This window comes from Nocardia sp. bgisy118, assembly GCF_057708605.1.
Genome location: NZ_JBYISM010000001.1, coordinates 258,256 through 276,698, shown reverse-complemented (window position 1 = coordinate 276,698; position 18,443 = coordinate 258,256). Strand labels below are relative to the sequence as shown.

The following is an 18,443-nucleotide window of genomic DNA, read 5'->3' as shown; positions in this document are numbered from 1 at the left end:
GTGATCAGTACCGCCGTCGCCGCCCCGTCCGCCACCCTGCGCCCCGCGCTGGCCGCCGCATCGGGTTTGGCCGCCGCGATGGGCGTGGGGCGCTTCGTCTACACGCCGCTGCTGCCGGTCATGGTCGACGCCCACCGCATCACCGCGAGCGACGGAGCGGTCATCGCGACCGCCAACTACGCGGGTTATCTGCTCGGCGCGGTGCTGCTGGCGCGCAAGCCGAAAGGCAACAATCCGCGATCCTTCCGGGTCGCCGCCGTGGCCCTGGTCGCGAGCGAGGCGTTGATGGCGCTGCCCGCGCCGACGGCGCTCGCCGCCGCGTTGCGGCTGATCGCGGGAATCGCCAGCGCCGTGGTGTTCGTCGGCTGCGCGAGCGCGATGGCCAGGCACGACGGCTCCGGCCGGGCCGCCGGAATCGCTTTCGGCGGTGTGGGTTTCGGTATCGCGCTGACCGGCATGCTGGTGCTCGCGGTGCGGCCGGTGCTGTCCTGGCAGGGCATGTGGCTCGGGGCAGCCGCGCTCACCGCGATCCTGCTCGCGCCCGCACTGCGCCTCGACATCCATCCCGGCGGGTCCGCCGGACACGCCGCCTCCCCGCCGAGCCGCGCCTGGCGGGCGCTGCTCGCGGCGTATTTCCTGGAGGGCCTCGGTTACATCGTCATCGGCACCTTCCTCGTGGCGGCGGTGAGCGATCAGCGCGGCGCGGTGCTCGGGTCCTCGGCCTGGATCGTCGTCGGTGCGGCCGCGGCGCCGGCCACGGTGCTGTGGGCGGCGGCCGCGCGCCGCGTGACGCCCGCCGTCGCGCTGCCGATCGCGCTACTCGCTCAAAGCGTTTCGGCGTTGCTGCCCGCGGTGACGGGCGCGAGCTGGGCGATGGTGGTGTCGGCGGCGCTGTTCGGCGCCACCTTCATGGGCATCGTCATGCTCGCCATGCGTGTGGGCGGTGAGCTGTCCGGGGCCGACGCCGCCGCACCGCTCACCGCCGTCTACGGGGCGGGCCAGATGCTCGGCCCGCTCGTCGTCGCGCCGGTGCTCGGCGACGGCTATCCCGCGGCGTTCGGCATCGCCACCGCCGTCCTCGGCCTGGCGGTCGTCACGGCGCTGGTCGTGACGCGCGAGCGAGCGCGCGACACGGCCGCCGAGGTCACTTCTTCGGGAACGGAGTGTTGATCGTCGTGAAGTACTGGGCCGCAGCCAAGACGGCGACGGGCGCGGTCACCAGCAGCTGACCCGCGACGGTGCCGAGGGCGCCGATGGCGACGATGCCGCCGAGACAGCCCACCCCCGCGGCGGGAATGAACGGACCGAACAGCCCGACGATGGTCGCCGACGCCACGGTCGCGCCGACGACGCCGCCGAGGACACAGCCGACCGCCGCGCCGCCCAATCCGCCGACCAGCGTCCCGATGGTGGCCCCCGTCGAGATGGTGGACGTCATCCGGCTCCAGGCCGCCTGCTCCCGCTCGTATTCCGACTTCCACGGCGCCTGCTCCTCGAAGGGCAGGGCGACCGGCCGGTAGGCGGCGTGCGCGAGATCGAATCGCGGCGTCAGCGTGGCCGAGCGCCCGGCGATCTCCGCGGCGATGGGGAACACGAAATCGTCGACGCGGAAAGCCAATTCGGTGCCCGCGAGCACCGTGCCGTCCGTGGCGCGGATCTCGAACACGCCGTCGTCGACCACCATCGAGCCCGCGTCGACGGTGACCACGGCGGATGTCTCGGTGGCGGTAGCGGAGAATCCGACCGCATCGGATTCCGGTGCGGCCCCGGCGGGCGCGGCGCCGAAGGCGAGCGCGGCCGCCAGTAGCGCGCAAGTCGCGAGTGTGCTTCTCATGGGTGTCTCCTCTGGTCGTCGGGTCGGCGCCCGGCGCGCCGACGTCGGCGAGAAGACCGTGCCGTCACGGCGCGTCCGAGCGGCGGTCGACAGCGGGACGTGATTCGCGCGATCGGCTTCTCCTATCGCCCGCTGCCATGCCCCCGCTCCGCCCGACACTCGACAGGTCTCGGTGCGAGAGGAGGACCCGGATGGCCCGGCTACAGATCGACGCGGTGTCGAAACGTTTCGGCGCGACCGACGCGGTGCGCGAGGTGTCGCTGGACATCGCCGACGGCGAGTTCATGGTGCTGCTCGGGCCGAGCGGCTGCGGCAAGTCGACGCTGCTACGCCTGATCGCCGGTCTGGAGACGCCGACCTCCGGACGCGTCCTGCTCGACGGCCGCGACATCACCGGCGCGGCCCCGCAGCAGCGGGACCTTGCCATGGTCTTCCAGAGTTACGCGCTGTATCCGCATCTCACGGTCGAACGCAATATCGCGTTCCCGCTCCGGGCCAGGCGGCTGTCCCGCGCCCTGATCGCCGAGCAGGTGGCGGAGGTGGCCGCGGCGCTCGAGCTGACTCCGCTGCTGCGCCGCCGCCCGGCCGCGCTGTCGGGCGGCCAGCGGCAGCGAGTCGCCTCGGCGCGCGCCATGGTTCGCGATCCGGGGGCGTTCCTCATGGACGAGCCGCTGTCGAATCTGGACGCGAAACTGCGCAGCGCCACCAGGGCGGAGCTCATCGCCCTGCACCGCAGGCTCGGTGCGACGTTCCTGTACGTCACGCACGACCAGGTAGAGGCGATGACGATGGCCACCCGCATCGCGCTGTTCGAGGACGGCGCGCTGGCGCAGGTCGGGCCGCCCGAGGAGCTCTACGACCGGCCACGGTCGACCTTCGTCGCGGGCTTCCTCGGCGCACCGCCCATGAACCTGCTGTCCGCCACCGTCACCGAGCGCGACGGTCGACTGCGTGTGGTCGCGGAGGGACTCGACGCCGCGCTCGGCATCGCGGGCGCCCACGGTGATCTGGCGGTCACCGTGGGCGTCCGTCCCGAGCGGTTGCGCGTGGTCACCCGCGCCGGTGCGCTGACCTCGGCGGCGCGATCCACCTGCGCCACGATCAGCCGGGCCTGTCCCTCGAACTCGCGGCCCGCCGGCGTCAGCTTCACCTCGTGCGAATTCCGCGCGACGAGCCGCACGCCGAGGGACTTCTCCAGCTTCTGCAGCTGCGCGCTGAGGCTCGGCTGGGTCAGGTGCAGCCGCTGCGCGGCGCGACCGAAGTGCAGTTCCTCGGCTAGCACCAGGAACGACACCAGATGCCGGAGTTCCATACCGACTCCTTCCCGTGCTCGTCACGCTAACCGTGTCGAGTAACGGGAAGTGAATCGCGCGCCAACGTTCGCGGCAGGCCCGGTGTCCGGGCCGTTGCCCGCTCAGGCGAACTTGATCTCCAGGCCGATGCCGAGGATGGCGATGACCCAGATGAGGCCGGTGAAGATGGTGACGCGGTCGAGGTTCTTCTCGACGACCGTGGAGCCGGACAGGCTCGATTGCACGCCGCCGCCGAACAGGCTGGACAGGCCTCCACCCTTGGCGCGGTGCAGCAGCACCAGCAGCACCAGCAGCACGCTGGTGATGATCAGGAGGATATCCAGGAACATCCGCATGGCGATCAGTCTATGGGGTGGGTTCATCCCGCGCCTAATGGGGCTCGGCGGCGCTGCCCCGGCTCTGGCTCGGCCGGGGGCCGCGCGCTACCTGCGGTCGACTCCGACCAAGTGGGTGATCTGTTCCTCGCCCGCGCCGAACTCCGCCACCGCGTGCTCGCGGAGTTGGTCCTGCGCGGTCAGACGGACCTGGTGCTGATGCATGTGCTCGGCCCAGGAGCGCACCACGAACGCCTCGACATAGCGGTCGACCACGCCGACGTCGCGGTACAACCGCCATTCCATCGCGCCGGTGCGCTGGCGCGAGCGCCCAACGAACGCCATCGCCTCGAGGAATTCCTCGACCCGGTCCTCCGGCACGTCGTAGGACCGCAGCACCAGCACGGGGCCGTCGGCGGGCTGCGGTTCCACCACCAGCTGCGGCTCCGGCCAGAACGCCGAGGGCGTGTGATCGAGTTCCTCGGCGTTGTGCCGGATGGGCAACCACACGCTGCTCACCGCACTGCCCGCCAACAGCGCCGCGGCGATGAGCAGCGCGGCGACCGAGTCGAGCGCACCGGCCACCAGACCCCAGAACAGCGAGCCGATCGCCTGCCCGCCCATGAAGACCAGCATGTAGACCGAGAGCCCGCGGGCACGCACCCAGGCGGGCAGCAGCAGCTGCATGGTGGAGTTCATCGTGGACATGGCCAGCAGCCAGGCCAGACCCGCGGCCACCAGCAGCACCAGCACCACCGCCACGGTGTGCAGCAGCGCCGCGCCCGCCGACGCCACGCCGAACAGCACCGCGGCCGTGGTCAGCCGCTGCGTCGGCGTCAACAGCGCGCGGATCCGCGATAGACCCGCCGCGCCGAGCACGGCGCCGAGGCCGAGCGCGCCGAGCATCAGGCCGTAGCCGGAGGACGACAGGCCGAGTGAGTCCCGCGCGATCACCGGAAGCAGCGCCCACAGCGCGCTCGCGGGCGCGATGAACAGGATCGATCGCAGCAGCACCCGGCGGATCGCGGGCGCGGCCCGGATGAACCGGGTGCCCGCCTGTAACGCGGCCAGCGGTCGCTCGGTGGGCAGCTGCCGATCGGTGACCGGCCTGCGCCAGACGGCCAGCACCGCGACGATCCCGGCGAAGGACAGCGCGTTGAGCGCGAAGACCAGCGTCGGCCCCGACAGCGAGACCAGCACGCCCGCCACCGCGGGCCCCACCGCGCGGCCGATGTTGATGTTCATGCTGCCCAGCGCCGCCACGGACGGAATCTGTTCGCGCGGAACCAGTTCCGGCTGGATCGCCTGCCACGCGGGCGCGGTGAGCGCCTGTCCGCAGCCCAAGAGGAACAGCAGGGTGAGCAGGACCTCGGGGGTGGTCTGCCCGGTCGCGGTGGAGATCGCGAGCAGCGTCGCGAGCAACGCCATCACGGACTGGGCGCCGAGCAGCAGGCGACGACGGTCCACCAGGTCGGCGATCACCCCGGACGGAATGGCCAACAGCATGACCGGCAGCGTGATCGCCGTCTGCACCAACGACACCAGCGTCGCCGCGTTCGGCTCGTCGACGAGGATCCACTGCGCGCCGACCGTCTGCATCCAGGTGCCGAGGTTGGACACCAATTGCGCGATCCACAGCGCCCGATAGATCGGCGACCGCAGCGGCGCCCAGGTGGAGAGCGGGGTCGTCGCGTCGGCGGTGGTCACTCCGCCGAGCATATCGCCGCGAGCACCGGCACCGTTCCGCACATCCGTCGGGCTGCCATTCAAGGCTGCTCCTGCGTGACCGGACAGCACCGCCCAGTCACCGCCGCCAGCGCGGTCAGGTTTCGCCGACACCACCATCCGCGTCGAGAACCTGTAGCCCTACCGCACAGCGCAGCCCCGGACTGTGCGGGTCCGGGGCTGCGGGGCCTCGAGCTGGTGCGCGATCGACAGCGGCACGGCCAGCACCGCCTCGTGATGATTGCCGAGACGGCTGGCGGTGCGACGCGGAACTAGCGGCCTGCCAGGTAGGACTGCTCGAATTCCTCGAAGCTGATCTGGTCGTCCTTGTTCTTGTCGAGCAACCCGAAGTACCTGGAGCCTGCGGCGTCGCTGACCGGACGAGTGCGATCGAGGTATTCCTTCAGTTCGGCGACGGAAATGTAGCCGTCATCATCGAGATCGATCTCGGCGAATACCTGGGTGGCGTCGGCCATGGCAACTCTCCCTTCGTAGCTGTCCGAATCGGTATCCCATCTTCTGGTCGAACTACGAGCGTCGAGCCCGTCGAATATACCGCCGCGCCCGACGTCCGCGGACCGCTTCCAGCGGCGCCCGCGACAGCGAGGTCTACGCCGATTCGGGGTGCCGTGAAGCGGAAGTGCACTCAGCCTGCGGCCGTCGACGCGATCTTGTGATCGACGATCGGGGTCGTTGCGCCGGATACTCCGAGCGCACCGATCACGACCCCGCCCGCTCGTATCAGCACACCTCCACCGTGCGGCACGATCGGATCGCCAGAGGAGACGGCGCCGGGCAACAGATGACCCGGGTCGCTCAGCGAGGCCATCTGAATGGTGTCGAAGCCGAGCACGATCGCGGCGGCAGCCTTGTGTTGGGCGGAGTCGATGGTCGGCAGCGCGGCGCCAGGCATGCGTGCGAACGCGATCAACCTGCCGTCGCCGTCGACCACCGCGATCGTGACGGTTTCCCCGCGGTCGGTCGCGGCGCGGCGGGCGGCGGCAACCACGGAGTCGGCCTGGTCGAGCGAGATCGTCATGGTGTCCAGCATGACGTACTTCGGAGTGCGGGGTCGGCGGCGATCCGGGCAGCGGCATCGGCTCCGGGCGGGTAGTGGCGGACGCCGACCAGCCATTCGCGGCGCAGCTCCGGCAGCACGATCTGGGTGGCGTCCCATTCGTCGACCGGGACGCCGCGCCAATCCATCGCCGCCTCCTCGGGCCCGAACGCCGGACCTTCGGATCGTCCAACCGCCGCGAGCATGGCCATCGTCTCCCCCAGGTAGTCGTTCCAGCGGGCGTAGGACGTCGCGAGCGCGGCCGAGGGCGGCACGGTCAACCGCAGCAGGCACACGCCGTGCGCCCATTGATCGTCGCCGAGCAACAGGTCCGCGGTCATCCGCACCCGCCTGCGGCGCAGCGCCCGCCCCGGCCAGCACCACACCGGCGGATCGTCGCCGCAGGCGATGCCGCTGCGCTCCATCTGCGCCACCATGGCGCGGTAGGCGGGCCGCCAGTTCACGACCACCCGATCCCACGACGCCCGGTAGCGGCCCCGGCTCCGCAGCGCCGCAACCACTTCCGGCGCTTGCAACGTCCACACTCGCACCCGCGCCCTCCCCACGATTCACGATGATCATCCGAGCTCGATTCGTCCCCGACATCTTGCCTGGTCCGCCGCAAAGGTCGAAGCCGATTTCGGCAGTGGCCGAGTGGCGTGCGCGCTCGTCGTCGGCACTGTCCCCGAACGTTTCTCGTCCCGGGTCCGACCGGCGCAGGCTGGGATCCCGCGGCGCGAGCCCCGATCTCGGTAGCATCGCGCCCATGGCGTCCTCACTCCTGCGATTCGTCCCGGTGCTGTTGCTCGCCTTCGGCGTCGCCGCCTGCTCCGGCGGAAACGACACCGAGCCGAGCGAGCCCGTGGCGACGCCGATGGGACGCACGTTCTTGTCGACGCAGGTGCGGGGAGAGCCGATTCCCGGTGGCGGCCCGCTCTCGTTGCGGTTCGCGGACGGCAAGGTCACCGCGTCCGCGGGATGCAACACGATCTCGGGGGCGGTGACGCTCGACGACCACGTGCTGCGAGCCGAGGAACTGGCGAGCACGCTGATCGGTTGTCCCGGCGAGCTGGCCGACGCGGATCGCTGGGTGGACACGCTGCTGAATTCCGCGCCCACCTGGAAGCTCGACGGCGACACCCTGACCTTGCAGAACAACGAGCAGACCGTCACGCTGCTGGACAAGAAGGTCGCGCGACCGGACAAGCCGTTGCGCGGCACCACGTGGGTGGTGAACGGGCTGATCACCCCGGACGCGCAGATCCGGTCCCAGGCCATCGACGACGCGAAGCCGACGCTGGTGATCGCCGAGGACGGCGCCGTCTCCGGATCGGCGGGCTGCAACCGGCTGACCGGCACGGCCACCATCGAGCCGGGGCAGGGCGGCCAGAAGGTCACCTTCCGGCTGGGCGCCACCAAGATGATGTGCCCGCCGGAGGTGATGGAGGTCGAGACCGTGGTGCTGCGCGCACTCGACGGGACGACCACCGCCACCATCGACGCCGACATCCTGACCCTGCGCAACCAGAACGGGCACGGTCTCACCCTGACGGCGCAGTAGCGATCACGTCCGCCTGAGGGGCGCCCGGCTCGCGTCGTCCACTCGTGGCGGTTGCCGGTCGGTGGACAGCCGAGGGTTCCTGGAGCGCACGGAAATCCTTGTCAGCCTTGAAGATCGAGCCTGCCCAGCATCACGCACGAAACGCGCCACCGGCCGCCGCACGGTTGTCGCCGAGAACGAAGCAGCGCCACGCAAAGCACAGCGCAACACCGCGCTGTCGAAACACAGCGCCGCCCGAACGAAAAGGCCCGGTATCGCACACGCGATACCGGGCCCTTCGATCGAGCGTCAGGGCGACACCCTCACTATCCGAAGGCAGCGCCCTCGATATCTCAGGGCGAAGCCCTCTGGATCACCTCGAGGGCGAAGCCGTCTGGATCACTCAGGGCAGCGGGCCGCCCGCGGCGATCGCGGAGAGGGTGGCGAACTCGTCGCCCTTCAGCGACGCGCCGCCGACCAACGCACCGTCGATGTCCGGCTGAGCGACCAGCTCGCCGACATTCTTGGCGTTGACCGAACCGCCGTAGAGCACCCGCACGTCCATGGCGACCTCGGGCGAGGCCAGCTCGCCCAGCTCGGCGCGGATGGCGCCGCACACCTCCTGCGCGTCGGCGGGGGTGGCGACCTTGCCGGTGCCGATGGCCCACACCGGTTCGTAGGCGATGACGACCTTCGAGATCTCCTCGGTGGTCAGGCCCTTCAGCGAACCACGCAGCTGCTCGAGGTTGTACTCGACGTGCGTGCCCGCCTCGCGGACGTTCAGCCCCTCGCCGATGCAGACGATCGGCGTGATGCCGTGCTCGAGCGCCTGCTTGGCCTTGGCCAGCACGGTGGCGTCGTCCTCGTTGTGGTACTGCCTGCGCTCCGAGTGCCCGACCACCGCGAAGGTGCAGCCGAGCTTGGCCAGCATGCTGCCGCTGATCTCACCGGTGTAGGCGCCCGCGTCGTACACGGAGACGTCCTGCGCACCGTAGGTGATCAGCAGCTTGTCGCCCTCCACGAGAGTCTGCACGCTGCGGAGGTCGGTGAACGGCGGGATGACCGCGACGTCGACCTTGGCGAAGTACTTCTCCGGCAGCGCGAAGGCGATCTTCTGCACCAGGGCGATGGCCTCAAGGTGATTGAGGTTCATCTTCCAGTTGCCCGCGATGAGCGGTTTGCGTGCCATGGATCAGCCCTCCAGAACGCTGATGCCGGGGAGTTCCTTGCCCTCCAAGTACTCCAGCGACGCGCCGCCGCCGGTGGAGATGTGCGAGAAACCGTCCTCGGGCAGTCCGAGCGCGCGCACGGCCGCGGCCGAGTCGCCGCCGCCGACCACGGTGAACGCGCCCTTACCGGTGGCGGTGACGATGGCCTCGGCGACCCCGCGGGTGCCCGCGGCGAAGTTGTCGAACTCGAACACGCCCATCGGGCCGTTCCAGAACACCGTCTTCGCCTCGGTGAGCAGCGCCGCGAACCGGGCGACCGACTCCGGGCCCACGTCCAGACCCATCCAGCCTTCGGGAATCTCGTTGGCGGGCACGACCTTCGAATCGGCGTCGGCCGCGAACTTGTCCGCCACCACGATGTCGCGCGGCAGGTGGATGACGTCGCCGAAGCGCTCGAGCAGGCCCTTGCAGGTCTCGATCATCTCTTCCTGCAGCAGCGAGGAGCCCACCGGAAGGCCTTGTGCGGCAAGGAAGGTGAAGCACATGCCGCCGCCGATCACCAGGGTGTCGACCTTGGGAGCCAGCGCCTCGATGACCGCCAGCTTGTCGGAGACCTTCGAGCCGCCGAGCACGACCGCGTACGGCCGCGCGGGGTTCTGGGTCAGCTTGGCCAGCACGTCGACCTCGGCCGCGACCAGCGTGCCCGCGTAGTGCGGGAGCAGCTCGGCCACGTCGTAGACCGAGGCCTGCTTGCGGTGCACGACGCCGAAGCCGTCGGAGACGAACGCGCCGTCCTCGCCGACCAGCTCGACGAGGGCGGCAGCGAGCTTGCCGCGCTCGGCCTCGTCCTTGCTGGTCTCGCGGGGGTCGAAGCGCACGTTCTCCAGCAGCAGCACGTCGCCGTCGGTGAGGCCCTCCGAGCGCGAGAGCGCGTCGTAGCCCACCACGTCACCGGCCAGCTGGACGTTGCGGCCGAGCAGCTCGGCCAGCTTCGCGGCGACCGGAGCCAGCGAGAACTTCGCGTCCGGCTCGCCCTTCGGACGACCGAGGTGCGCGGTGACGACCACCTTGGCGCCGGCCTGGACCAGCGCCTCGATCGTCGGGACCGAGGCGATGATGCGGCCGGGGTCGGTGATCTGACCGTTGTCGTCGAGGGGGACGTTCAGGTCGGAGCGCACCAGCACGCCCCGACCCTCGACACCCTCGTTCAGGAGATCCTGGAGCGTCTTGACAGTCATGCGGCTCAGAGGCTCTTGCCGACGAGGCCGATGAGGTCGGCGAGGCGGTTGGAGTAGCCCCACTCGTTGTCGTACCAGGACACGACCTTCACCTGATCGTCGATGACCTTGGTCAGCGGCGCGTCGTAGATCGACGAGTGCGGGTCGGTGACGATGTCGCTGGACACGATCGGGTCGGTGTTGTACTTGAGGATGCCCTTCAGCGGGCCCTCGGCGGCGGCCTGGTACGCGGCGTTGATCTCGTCGATGGTGGCCGACTTGCTCAGGGTCGCGGTCAGGTCGGTGACCGAGCCGGTCGGGACCGGCACGCGCAGCGCGTAGCCGTCCAGCTTGCCCTGCAGCTCGGGCAGCACCAGGCCGATGGCCTTGGCGGCGCCGGTGCCGGTGGGCACGATGTTCAGCGCGGCGGCGCGGGCGCGGCGCAGGTCGGAGTGCGGGCCGTCCTGCAGGTTCTGGTCCTGGGTGTAGGCGTGGATCGTGGTCATCAGGCCACGCTCGATGCCGAACTCGTCGTTGAGGACCTTGGCCAGCGGACCGAGGCAGTTGGTGGTGCAGGACGCGTTGGAGATGATGTTCTGGCTGCCGTCGTACTGGCTGTCGTTGACACCCATGACCACCGTCAGGTCCTCGCCCTTGGCCGGGGCGGAGATGATGACCTTCTTGGCGCCCGCCGCCAGGTGGCCCTTGGCCTTGGTGGCGTCGGTGAAGATGCCGGTGGACTCGACGACGACGTCGACGCCCAGGTCGCCCCAGGGCAGGGCCGCCGGGCCTTCCTTGATGGCCAGGGCCTTGATCCGCTGGTCGCCGACCACGATGGTGTCTTCGCCGTCCAGCGAGACATCCTGCGGCAGACGGCCGAGGATCGAGTCGTACTTCAGCAGCGTGGCCAGGGTCGCGTTGTCGGTGAGGTCGTTGACCGCGACGATCTCGATATCGGTGGTGCCGAGCGCCTTCTGCGCCTCCACCGCCCGGAAGAAGTTACGTCCGATACGGCCGAAGCCGTTGATGCCTACCCGGACAGTCACGTTATCGCTCCTCAGCTTTCAAGCGGATTCATTCCGATGCCTCACTCACACTAATGCCCGGCCGTCACCTCTCCGACACGCACCTCGCATGGTGAGCACCGCCGGAGAGCCGTGACCGGTCGCGATCCGGCGGCGGCGCGCCACGTCGCGGCCAGTGCGGACGCCCGTCCGTGCCGCCCGCGTGGCGACCGGGACGGTGACAATCCCCCTCGACAGAATTCCGCGTGTCGCGGAAGCCTAGCGCCCCAACGCCTTTCGCTGTCACGTCGCCCGAACACGCGCCTACGACGCCCGCACGGGGACGCGGCGCGGCGCAGCCCGGCTGAGACGGCCGAATATTCGACGGCGAATCTCATGCGGCACGGCAGTATGGACACAGTGTGTACCGACCAGTCGTCCCAGCCCGCTTCCGTGACCGTGCGACCAGCGGCTCTCTCCGACATTCCCCGCGCCGCCCTGACCCTGGGCCGGGCCTTCGCCGACTACGCCTGGACTCGCCACACCATCGACGCCCGCGACCACGACCAGCGGATTCGCGGCATGCAGGAACTTTTCCTGACCCACGTCGGCCTGCCGCACGGTCGTGTCTGGGTCGCCGACGAGGGCGCGGCCATCGCCGTCTGGACCACCCCCGACACCGACGCGGGCCCGGTCTTCGCCGAACTCGCGCCGCGGTTCGCCGAGCTGGCCGGTGACCGCGCCGCGGCGTACGCGGCGGCGGAGGCCGCGCTCGCACCGCACCGCCCGGTCGAACCCGTCTGGTTCCTCGGCACCGTCGGCGTCGACCCGGACAGTCAGGGACGCGGGCTCGGCAGCGCCGTGATCCGGCCGGGGCTGGCGGCCGCCGAGCGCGCGGGTGTGCCCGCCTTCCTGGAGACCTCCGAGAAACGCAACGTCGGCTTCTACGAGCGGCTCGGCTTTCGCGTCACCGCGACGGTGGAGATCCCGGACGGCGGTCCTGTCACGTGGGCCATGCTTCGCGATCCCGGCGCGTGAACTCCGTGCAGACGAGACGCCCCCTCGGATAGCGGCGAACCTCGAGGCCCCGTACGCGACACACCCCGAGCGCCGGATATCGGCCCTCGGGGCGTGCGGGTGACTCGAGCGCTGTCAGGCCTCGTCGAGAAGCTCAGCGGTCACAGCGGATTCGGTGTCGGGCACGCCGAGTTCCTTGGCGCGCCGGTCCGCCATCGAGAGCAGGCGCCGAATCCGGCCCGCCACAGCGTCTTTCGTCATCGGCGGGTCGGCGAGCTGACCGAGCTCCTCCAGGGACGCCTGGCGGTGCTGGACGCGCAGCTTGCCCGCCGCGGCCAAGTGATCGGGCACCTCGTCGCCGAGGATGTCCAGCGCACGCTCGACCCTGGCGGCCGCGGCGACCGCGGCGCGCGCCGAGCGGCGCAGGTTCGCGTCGTCGAAGTTGGCCAGCCGGTTGGCGGTGGCGCGCACCTCGCGGCGCATCCGGCGCTCCTCCCAGGTGAGCCGGGTGTCCTGGGCGCCCATCCTGGTCAGCAGCGCGCCGATGGCCTCGCCGTCGCGCACCACGACGCGGTCGGTGCCGCGCACCTCGCGCGCCTTGGCCGTGATGCCCAGCCTGCGGGCCGCGCCGACCAGCGCGAGCGCCGCCTCCGGGCCGGGGCAGCTGACCTCGAGCGCCGAAGAGCGACCCGGTTCGGTGAGCGAGCCGTGCGCGAGAAACGCTCCGCGCCAAGCGGCTTCGGCGTCGGCGATGCTGCCGCCGACCACCTGGGCGGGCAGTCCGCGCACCGGGCGGCCGCGCACGTCGAGCAGACCGGTCTGCCTGGCCAGCGCCTCGCCCTCCTTCGACACTCGCACGACGTAGCGGGAGGTCTTGCGCAGACCGCCCGCACCGAGCACGTGCACATCGGAGCCGTAGCCGTACAGTTCGAAGATCTCCCGGCGTAGCCGTCGAGCGATGGAACCCATGTCCACCTCGGCCTCGACGATCACCCGACCCCCGACGATGTGCAGGCCACCCGCGAAACGCAACAGGGCGGAGAGCTCCGCCTTGCGGGAACTGACCTGCGACACCGTGAGCCTGCTCAGCTCGTCTTTCACTTCGGCTGTCATCGCCACGAGACGCGCTCCTTTCCACCCAACCCGGACCGCACATCCGCGCCCATGTGCCGTCCTTCGACTCGAAGTCCTGCCATTTGCGGCCGAGGTTGCCGGATCAGCTGATCCAGTGCGGCGGCAAGCTTTCCGGGGTGATGCCGGTCCGTTCCCGCTTCGGCGACATCGGAGAAGGTTACTCGCGCCCGCAACTGTTCGGCAGCCCTGGCCACATGTTCGCGTTCCCGGCCCTCCGGGACCGAGCCGGAATCGACCAAGACCTCGTCGACCACGAATTCCGGTGCGTGCTGGGACAATACATGCAGATGACGCTCGGCGGAGAAACCGGCCGTCTCCCCTGGCTCCGCGGCGAGGTTGAGCACCAGCACCTTTCTGGCTCTGGTGTAGACCAGCGCGTCGCGCAGCTCGGGAACGAGGACGTGCGGAATCACGCTGGTGAACCACGAGCCGGGCCCGAGCACCACCACGTCGGCGTGTTCGATGGCCGAGGTCGCCTCCGGGCTCGCGGGCGGATCGGACGGGATCAGCCGCACGCGCCGCACCTTGCCCGGCGTCGTGGCGACCGCCACCTGGCCGCGGATACAGCGGCTGACCCGAGGGTCCGCTTCCAGCCCCGAGACATCGGCCTCGATGTCGAGCGCGATCGGCGACATCGGGAGCACCCGGCCGCTGGCGCGCAACATCTTGGCCACCTCGTCCAGCGCGGCCACGGGATCGCCGAGCACCTCGGTGAGCCCCGCCAGAATGAGATTGCCGACCGAATGACCCGCGAGCGCGCCGGTGCCGCCGAAACGATGCTGGACGGTTTGCGTCCACACTCCTTCGGGGTCCGCGGCCAATGCGGCCAGGGCCATGCGCAGATCCCCCGGCGGCAGCACCCCCAGCTCCGCGCGCAGCCTGCCGGAGGACCCGCCGTCGTCGGCGACGGTAACCACCGCGCAGATCTTCCTGGTCAGCCGCCGCACCGCCGTCAGGGTGGCGTACAGGCCGTGGCCGCCACCGAGCGCGACGATGGCGGGATTCGATTCCCACCCGGTCATTCGCGCCCCAGATCCCGGTGCACGACCCGCACGACGTCGGCCGAGCCGTCCGACTCCGATCCGATGAGTTCGCACAGCGCCTCGGCGATCGCCACGCTGCGGTGCTTGCCCCCCGTGCAGCCCACTGCCACCGTCATGTATCGCTTCCCCTCTTGGCGGTAACCGTTCGTCGTCAGGTCGACGAGGTGGCGGCAGGTGTGCAGGTAGTCGGTCGCCCCGGGGCGCGACAGCACGTACTCGCTGACCACCGTCTCCTGTCCCGTGTGTTCCCGCAGTTCCGGTATCCAATGTGGATTGGGTAGAAAACGCACATCCAACACCATGTCGGCGTCCAACGGAACCCCGTACTTGAAGCCGAAGGACTGCACGGTCAGCTGCAAGGCGGCGGGCGCGCCGCCGCCGTAGGCCTCCTCCAGCTTGCGGTGTAACTGGTGAATGGACAACTCGGTGGTGTCGATCACGAGGTCGGCGGCCGTCTTCACGGCGGAGAGCCGCACCCGTTCGGCGGCGATGCCGGCGGACAGCGTGCCGTCGGCGCTCTCGCTCTGCAGCGGGTGCCGCCTGCGGGCGAATCCGAAGCGGCGGATCAGCACGTCGTCGGAGGCCTCGAGGAACAACACCCTGGTCCGCACGCCGAGCGCGCGCAGCTGTTCGGTGACCACCGAGAGGTCACCGGTGAAGAATCTGCTGCGCACGTCCATGACCAGCGCGAGCCGCCGGATCGGCGGTTCCGCGGAGGCGCCGAGCTCGACGAGCCTGCCGATCAGCTCGGGCGGCAGGTTGTCGGCGACGTACCAGCCCAGATCCTCCAGCACGCGCGCGGCCGTGCCACGGCCCGCGCCGGACAGGCCGGTCACGATGACCACTTCGACCTGCTGCCGCAGCTGATTGCCCGCACGCGGACTGCCCGCACTGTTGTTCGATTCGACGCGTGTCATGTCCTACCGGAATCCGTGTCTAGGTGCCTCTCGATCATCCCGCACCGGATTCGGTACCGGGCATGCGCGCTCACCCTCCGTGATGAGGACGGCTTACGAACATGAACGGTACCGAGGATATATGCAGGTCGGACCGGAGCTGGAGATTTTGCGGTCCCTCACTCGTCCCGCAGCGCCGCGAGCACGGCTTTCGCCGTCGCCACGCCGATGCCGGGTACCTCGGTGATCTGCTCGACTGTCGCCTCCTTCAACTTGGCCACCGAACCGAAATGCGTGACCAGCGCGGTCCGGCGCGTCGCGCCGAGTCCGCGCACCGAATCCAGCGCGGAGGCGGTCATTCGCCGCGAGCGTTTGCTGCGGTGGAAGGTGATGGCGAAGCGGTGCGCCTCGTCGCGGACCCGTTGCAGCAAGAACAGCGCTTCGCTGTTGCGCGGCATGATCACCGGGTCGGGCTCGCCGGGCACCCAGACCTCCTCCAGGCGCTTGGCCAGGCCGATCACGGCGACGTCGGTGATGCCGAGTTCGTCCAGCACCTCGGCGGCGGCCGCGACCTGGGGTGCGCCACCGTCGACCACGTACAGGTTCGGCGGGTAGGCGAACTTGCGCGGACGGCCGGTGCGCGGGTCGATGCCGGGGCGCGAGGTGAGCTCGAGTTCGGCGGCGTCGTCGTCCGGCTCGGCGGCCGGGCCCGCGTCGACGAGCGGCGAGGCGACGCCGTCGTCGAGTTCCTCGCGCTCGATCTCGTCGCGTTCCTTGCGCAGCCGGTAGAACCGCCGCCTGGTCACCTCGGCGATGCTTCCGACGTCGTCGGAGCGCCCGTCGCCCGCGGCCTCCTTGATCGCGTAGTGCCGGTACTCGGACTTGCGCGGCAGGCCGTCCTCGAACACCACCAGCGAGGCCACCACGTCGGTGCCCTGCACGTGGCTGATGTCCACGCACTCGATGCGCAACGGCGCGCTGTCCAGCTCGAGCGCGTCCTGGATGTCCTGCAGGGCCGCGGACCGGGAGGTGAGGTCGCCCGCGCGCTTGAGCTTGTGCTGGGCGAGCGCCTCCGCGGCGTTGCGCTGCACGGTCTCGGCGAGTGCCTTCTTGTCGCCGCGCTGCGGGACGCGCAGCTGCACCGCCGAACCACGCAGCCTGCTCAGCCACTCCTGGATCTGCTCGTGGTCGGCGGGCAGCTCGGGCACGAGCACTTCGCGCGGGACGACGGTGGCGGGCTGCTCGTCCGGGCTCTCGTCGGCGTTGGCGACCTGCTCGCCGTAGAACTGGGTGAGGAACTGTTCGACCAACGCGGCCAGCTCACCGCCGGACGCCGCGGTGTCCACGGCGTCGCCGGACTTGTCGACCACCCAGCCGCGCTGACCGCGCACCCGGCCGTCGCGGACATGGAAGATCTGCACCGCCGCCTCCAATTCGTCGGTGGCGAAGGCGATCACGTCGGCGTCGGTGCCGGTGCCGAGCACCACGGCCTGCTTCTCCAGCGCGCGGCGCAGCGCCTGCACGTCGTCGCGCAGCCGGGCCGCGGTCTCGAAGTCCAGGTCCTCGGCGGCGGCGTGCATGCGCCGCTCCAGATCGCGCACCATCCGGTCGGTGCGCCCGGCGAGGAAGTCGCAGAAATCGTCCACGATCTGGCGGTGCTCGTCGGCGGTGACCCTGCCGACGCACGGCGCGGAACACTTGTCGATATAGCCGAGCAGGCAGGGACGCCCGATCTGGTTGTGCCGCTTGAAGACTCCGTTCGAGCAGGTGCGCGCGGGGAACACCCGCAGCAGCAGGTCGAGCGTCTCGCGAATGGCCCAGGCGTGCGCGTACGGGCCGAAATACCGCACGCCCTTCTTGCGCGCGCCGCGGTAGACGAACAGGCGCGGGTATTCCTCGTTCAAGGTCACGGCCAGCACCGGGTAGGACTTGTCGTCCCGGTAGCGCACGTTGAACCGCGGATCGAATTCCTTGATCCAGTTGTATTCCAGCTGCAGCGCCTCCACCTCGGTGGAGACGACCGTCCACTCCACGCCGGCGGCGGTGGTGACCATCTGCTTGGTGCGCGGGTGCAGCGAGGCCACGTCGGCGAAATAGGAATTCAGCCTGCTGCGCAGGCTCTTGGCCTTGCCGACGTAGATGACCCGCTGCTGCGCGTCCCGGAATTTGTAGACGCCGGGTTCGACGGGGATCGTACCGGGGGCCGGCCGGTACCTCGCTGGATCTGCCACTCGACCAGCCTATAGGCGGGGTCGGACACGGTTTCCGGGCAACCCGCGCCGTCCTGGCTCGGCGCGGCGACCTACCTCGGGACGGCCAGCCCGTGCGCGCGCAATGCGTCGACGAGCGCGTCGGGTCGCTGCGCGGTGGGCAGCGGGTCGACGAGGGCGAAGCGCGAGCCGAGCGCCGTCGCGCCGCCGTCGGCGTGGGCGCTGTCGCCGACCATCAGCGCCCGCGCCGGATCGACGCCGAGCTCGTTCAACGCCGCGAGGAAGATCCCCGGCTCGGGCTTGATCACGCCCACCTCGAAGGAGAGCGCCGTCGCGCCGACGAACCGGTCCCAGCCCCGCGCACGGAACGCGGGCCGCACGTCGAATGCGATATTGCTCACCACACCGACCGGAACGCCCTGTGCGGCAAGGAACTCCAGCACGGCGCCGGTGTCGGGATACGGCGTCCACGCCAGCGGATCGATCAGCCTGCCGTAGAGCCGTTCGGCCTGGTCCTCGGTCGGCACGCCCGAGGAGCGCAGCACCTCCAGGTACGCGTGCCGGTGCATCGCCGGATCCAGATCCCGGTTGTCCCAGGCCCGCTGGCCCTCGGCGTCGAAGGTCATGAACTGCTCGACCGGCGCCGTCATCCGCCGCAGAATCTCGGCCTTGGCCTCGACGTCGAAATCCGCGCCGTCGGCGCCGATCAGATCGTCACCCCATGACTCGTCCTCCTCCAGCCGAAAGATCGTCCCGGAGAAGTCGAAAAGCACGGCCTCGATATCCATTCGACCAGGGTACCGACGCCGCGGCGGACGTCCATCGATCCCGGCGGCGCGCGAGAGCGCAAGGGGCACCGGCGATTCGAGCGCTACCTTTGGCGCGAAACGGGTGCGCGCGGTAAATTCACGCGGCGCCGGTCAGTTCCCCGAACCGGGCCTGCCGGGCCGCTTCGTTCGATCTTCCGGGG

General features: G+C 70.2%; 17 protein-coding genes and 2 pseudogenes. 4 read left to right on the top strand and 15 right to left on the bottom strand.

Annotation, left to right across the window (positions count from 1 at the left end):
- Nucleotides 1-1,170 (top strand): YbfB/YjiJ family MFS transporter, encoded by a 1,170-nt coding sequence (locus AC3EO7_RS01150; protein ID WP_435590200.1) that lies wholly within the window; start codon nucleotides 1-3, stop codon nucleotides 1,168-1,170.
- Here the strand turns inward: AC3EO7_RS01150 and AC3EO7_RS01145 are convergent.
- Nucleotides 1,145-1,834: a DUF8020 domain-containing protein gene (locus tag AC3EO7_RS01145; protein WP_435590199.1), complete on the bottom strand. Its 690-nt coding sequence runs from the start codon at nucleotides 1,832-1,834 to the stop codon at nucleotides 1,145-1,147. The two genes, AC3EO7_RS01150 and AC3EO7_RS01145, sit on opposite strands and share 26 nt — an antisense overlap.
- A 191-nt stretch (nucleotides 1,835-2,025) precedes the next feature.
- Here AC3EO7_RS01145 and AC3EO7_RS01140 point away from each other — a divergent pair.
- Nucleotides 2,026-2,895 (top strand): annotated as a pseudogene (locus tag AC3EO7_RS01140) (ABC transporter ATP-binding protein); the annotation flags it as partial.
- Between the two features lie 125 nt (nucleotides 2,896-3,020).
- Here the strand turns inward: AC3EO7_RS01140 and AC3EO7_RS01135 are convergent.
- The 6 genes and pseudogenes from AC3EO7_RS01135 to AC3EO7_RS01110 all read right to left on the bottom strand — a co-directional run.
- A pseudogene (locus AC3EO7_RS01135) lies at nucleotides 3,021-3,146 on the bottom strand (LysR family transcriptional regulator); the annotation flags it as partial.
- Nucleotides 3,147-3,248: 102 nt separating this feature from the next.
- Nucleotides 3,249-3,482, bottom strand: coding sequence for a preprotein translocase subunit SecG (gene secG / locus AC3EO7_RS01130; RefSeq protein ID WP_067835097.1), 234 nt, complete (start codon nucleotides 3,480-3,482; stop codon nucleotides 3,249-3,251).
- Between the two features lie 87 nt (nucleotides 3,483-3,569).
- Nucleotides 3,570-5,180, bottom strand: a complete 1,611-nt coding sequence (locus tag AC3EO7_RS01125) for an MFS transporter (protein ID WP_435590319.1) — start codon at nucleotides 5,178-5,180, stop codon at nucleotides 3,570-3,572.
- A 278-nt stretch (nucleotides 5,181-5,458) separates the two neighbouring features.
- Nucleotides 5,459-5,662: an EF-hand domain-containing protein gene (locus tag AC3EO7_RS01120; protein ID WP_431971636.1), complete on the bottom strand. Its 204-nt coding sequence runs from the start codon at nucleotides 5,660-5,662 to the stop codon at nucleotides 5,459-5,461.
- 170 nt (nucleotides 5,663-5,832) lie between these two features.
- Nucleotides 5,833-6,225, bottom strand: coding sequence for a GlcG/HbpS family heme-binding protein (locus AC3EO7_RS01115; protein ID WP_431971637.1), 393 nt, complete (start codon nucleotides 6,223-6,225; stop codon nucleotides 5,833-5,835).
- The gene (locus AC3EO7_RS01110; RefSeq protein WP_435590198.1) at nucleotides 6,222-6,794 is read right to left on the bottom strand and encodes a hypothetical protein; all 573 of its coding nucleotides are present in this window, start codon (nucleotides 6,792-6,794) and stop codon (nucleotides 6,222-6,224) included. Before AC3EO7_RS01110 ends, AC3EO7_RS01115 begins: the two co-directional genes overlap by 4 nt.
- Before the next feature lie 215 nt (nucleotides 6,795-7,009).
- On the opposite strand from AC3EO7_RS01110, the gene AC3EO7_RS01105 reads away from it, so the two are divergent.
- Nucleotides 7,010-7,804: an META domain-containing protein gene (locus tag AC3EO7_RS01105; RefSeq protein WP_435590197.1), complete on the top strand. Its 795-nt coding sequence runs from the start codon at nucleotides 7,010-7,012 to the stop codon at nucleotides 7,802-7,804.
- Between the two features lie 382 nt (nucleotides 7,805-8,186).
- Here AC3EO7_RS01105 and tpiA read toward each other — a convergent pair whose 3' ends face one another.
- From tpiA to gap, 3 genes are read right to left on the bottom strand one after another with little or no spacing between them, the layout of a single operon-like run.
- The gene (tpiA, locus tag AC3EO7_RS01100; protein WP_431971640.1) at nucleotides 8,187-8,972 is read right to left on the bottom strand and encodes a triose-phosphate isomerase; all 786 of its coding nucleotides are present in this window, start codon (nucleotides 8,970-8,972) and stop codon (nucleotides 8,187-8,189) included.
- A gap of 3 nt (nucleotides 8,973-8,975) precedes the next feature.
- Nucleotides 8,976-10,190, bottom strand: a complete 1,215-nt coding sequence (locus tag AC3EO7_RS01095; RefSeq protein ID WP_431971641.1) for a phosphoglycerate kinase — start codon at nucleotides 10,188-10,190, stop codon at nucleotides 8,976-8,978.
- A gap of 5 nt (nucleotides 10,191-10,195) precedes the next feature.
- A complete protein-coding gene (gene gap, locus AC3EO7_RS01090) occupies nucleotides 10,196-11,215 on the bottom strand; it encodes a type I glyceraldehyde-3-phosphate dehydrogenase (protein WP_431971642.1) in 1,020 nt (339 codons plus the stop codon).
- Between the two features lie 369 nt (nucleotides 11,216-11,584).
- Here gap and AC3EO7_RS01085 point away from each other — a divergent pair, with 369 nt between their 5' ends.
- Nucleotides 11,585-12,211: a GNAT family N-acetyltransferase gene (locus AC3EO7_RS01085; RefSeq protein WP_435590318.1), complete on the top strand. Its 627-nt coding sequence runs from the start codon at nucleotides 11,585-11,587 to the stop codon at nucleotides 12,209-12,211.
- A gap of 114 nt (nucleotides 12,212-12,325) precedes the next feature.
- On the opposite strand, the gene whiA is transcribed toward AC3EO7_RS01085, so the two are convergent.
- The 5 genes from whiA to AC3EO7_RS01060 all read right to left on the bottom strand — a co-directional run bounded on the left by whiA (nucleotide 12,326) and on the right by AC3EO7_RS01060 (nucleotide 18,261).
- Nucleotides 12,326-13,303 carry a DNA-binding protein WhiA gene (whiA, locus tag AC3EO7_RS01080; RefSeq protein WP_357459559.1) on the bottom strand — a complete coding sequence of 326 codons (978 nt, stop codon included), beginning with the start codon at nucleotides 13,301-13,303 and terminating at the stop codon, nucleotides 12,326-12,328.
- A complete protein-coding gene (locus tag AC3EO7_RS01075; protein WP_067780407.1) occupies nucleotides 13,300-14,346 on the bottom strand; it encodes a gluconeogenesis factor YvcK family protein in 1,047 nt (348 codons plus the stop codon). Before AC3EO7_RS01075 ends, whiA begins: the two co-directional genes overlap by 4 nt.
- Nucleotides 14,343-15,284 carry an RNase adapter RapZ gene (gene rapZ / locus AC3EO7_RS01070; RefSeq protein ID WP_431971644.1) on the bottom strand — a complete coding sequence of 314 codons (942 nt, stop codon included), beginning with the start codon at nucleotides 15,282-15,284 and terminating at the stop codon, nucleotides 14,343-14,345. The genes AC3EO7_RS01075 and rapZ overlap by 4 nt, the downstream gene beginning before the upstream one ends.
- A 158-nt stretch (nucleotides 15,285-15,442) precedes the next feature.
- Nucleotides 15,443-17,494 carry an excinuclease ABC subunit UvrC gene (uvrC, locus tag AC3EO7_RS01065; RefSeq protein WP_435590196.1) on the bottom strand — a complete coding sequence of 684 codons (2,052 nt, stop codon included), beginning with the start codon at nucleotides 17,492-17,494 and terminating at the stop codon, nucleotides 15,443-15,445.
- A gap of 71 nt (nucleotides 17,495-17,565) precedes the next feature.
- Nucleotides 17,566-18,261: an HAD family hydrolase gene (locus AC3EO7_RS01060; RefSeq protein WP_431971646.1), complete on the bottom strand. Its 696-nt coding sequence runs from the start codon at nucleotides 18,259-18,261 to the stop codon at nucleotides 17,566-17,568.
- Between the last annotated feature and the right edge of the window lie 182 nt (nucleotides 18,262-18,443).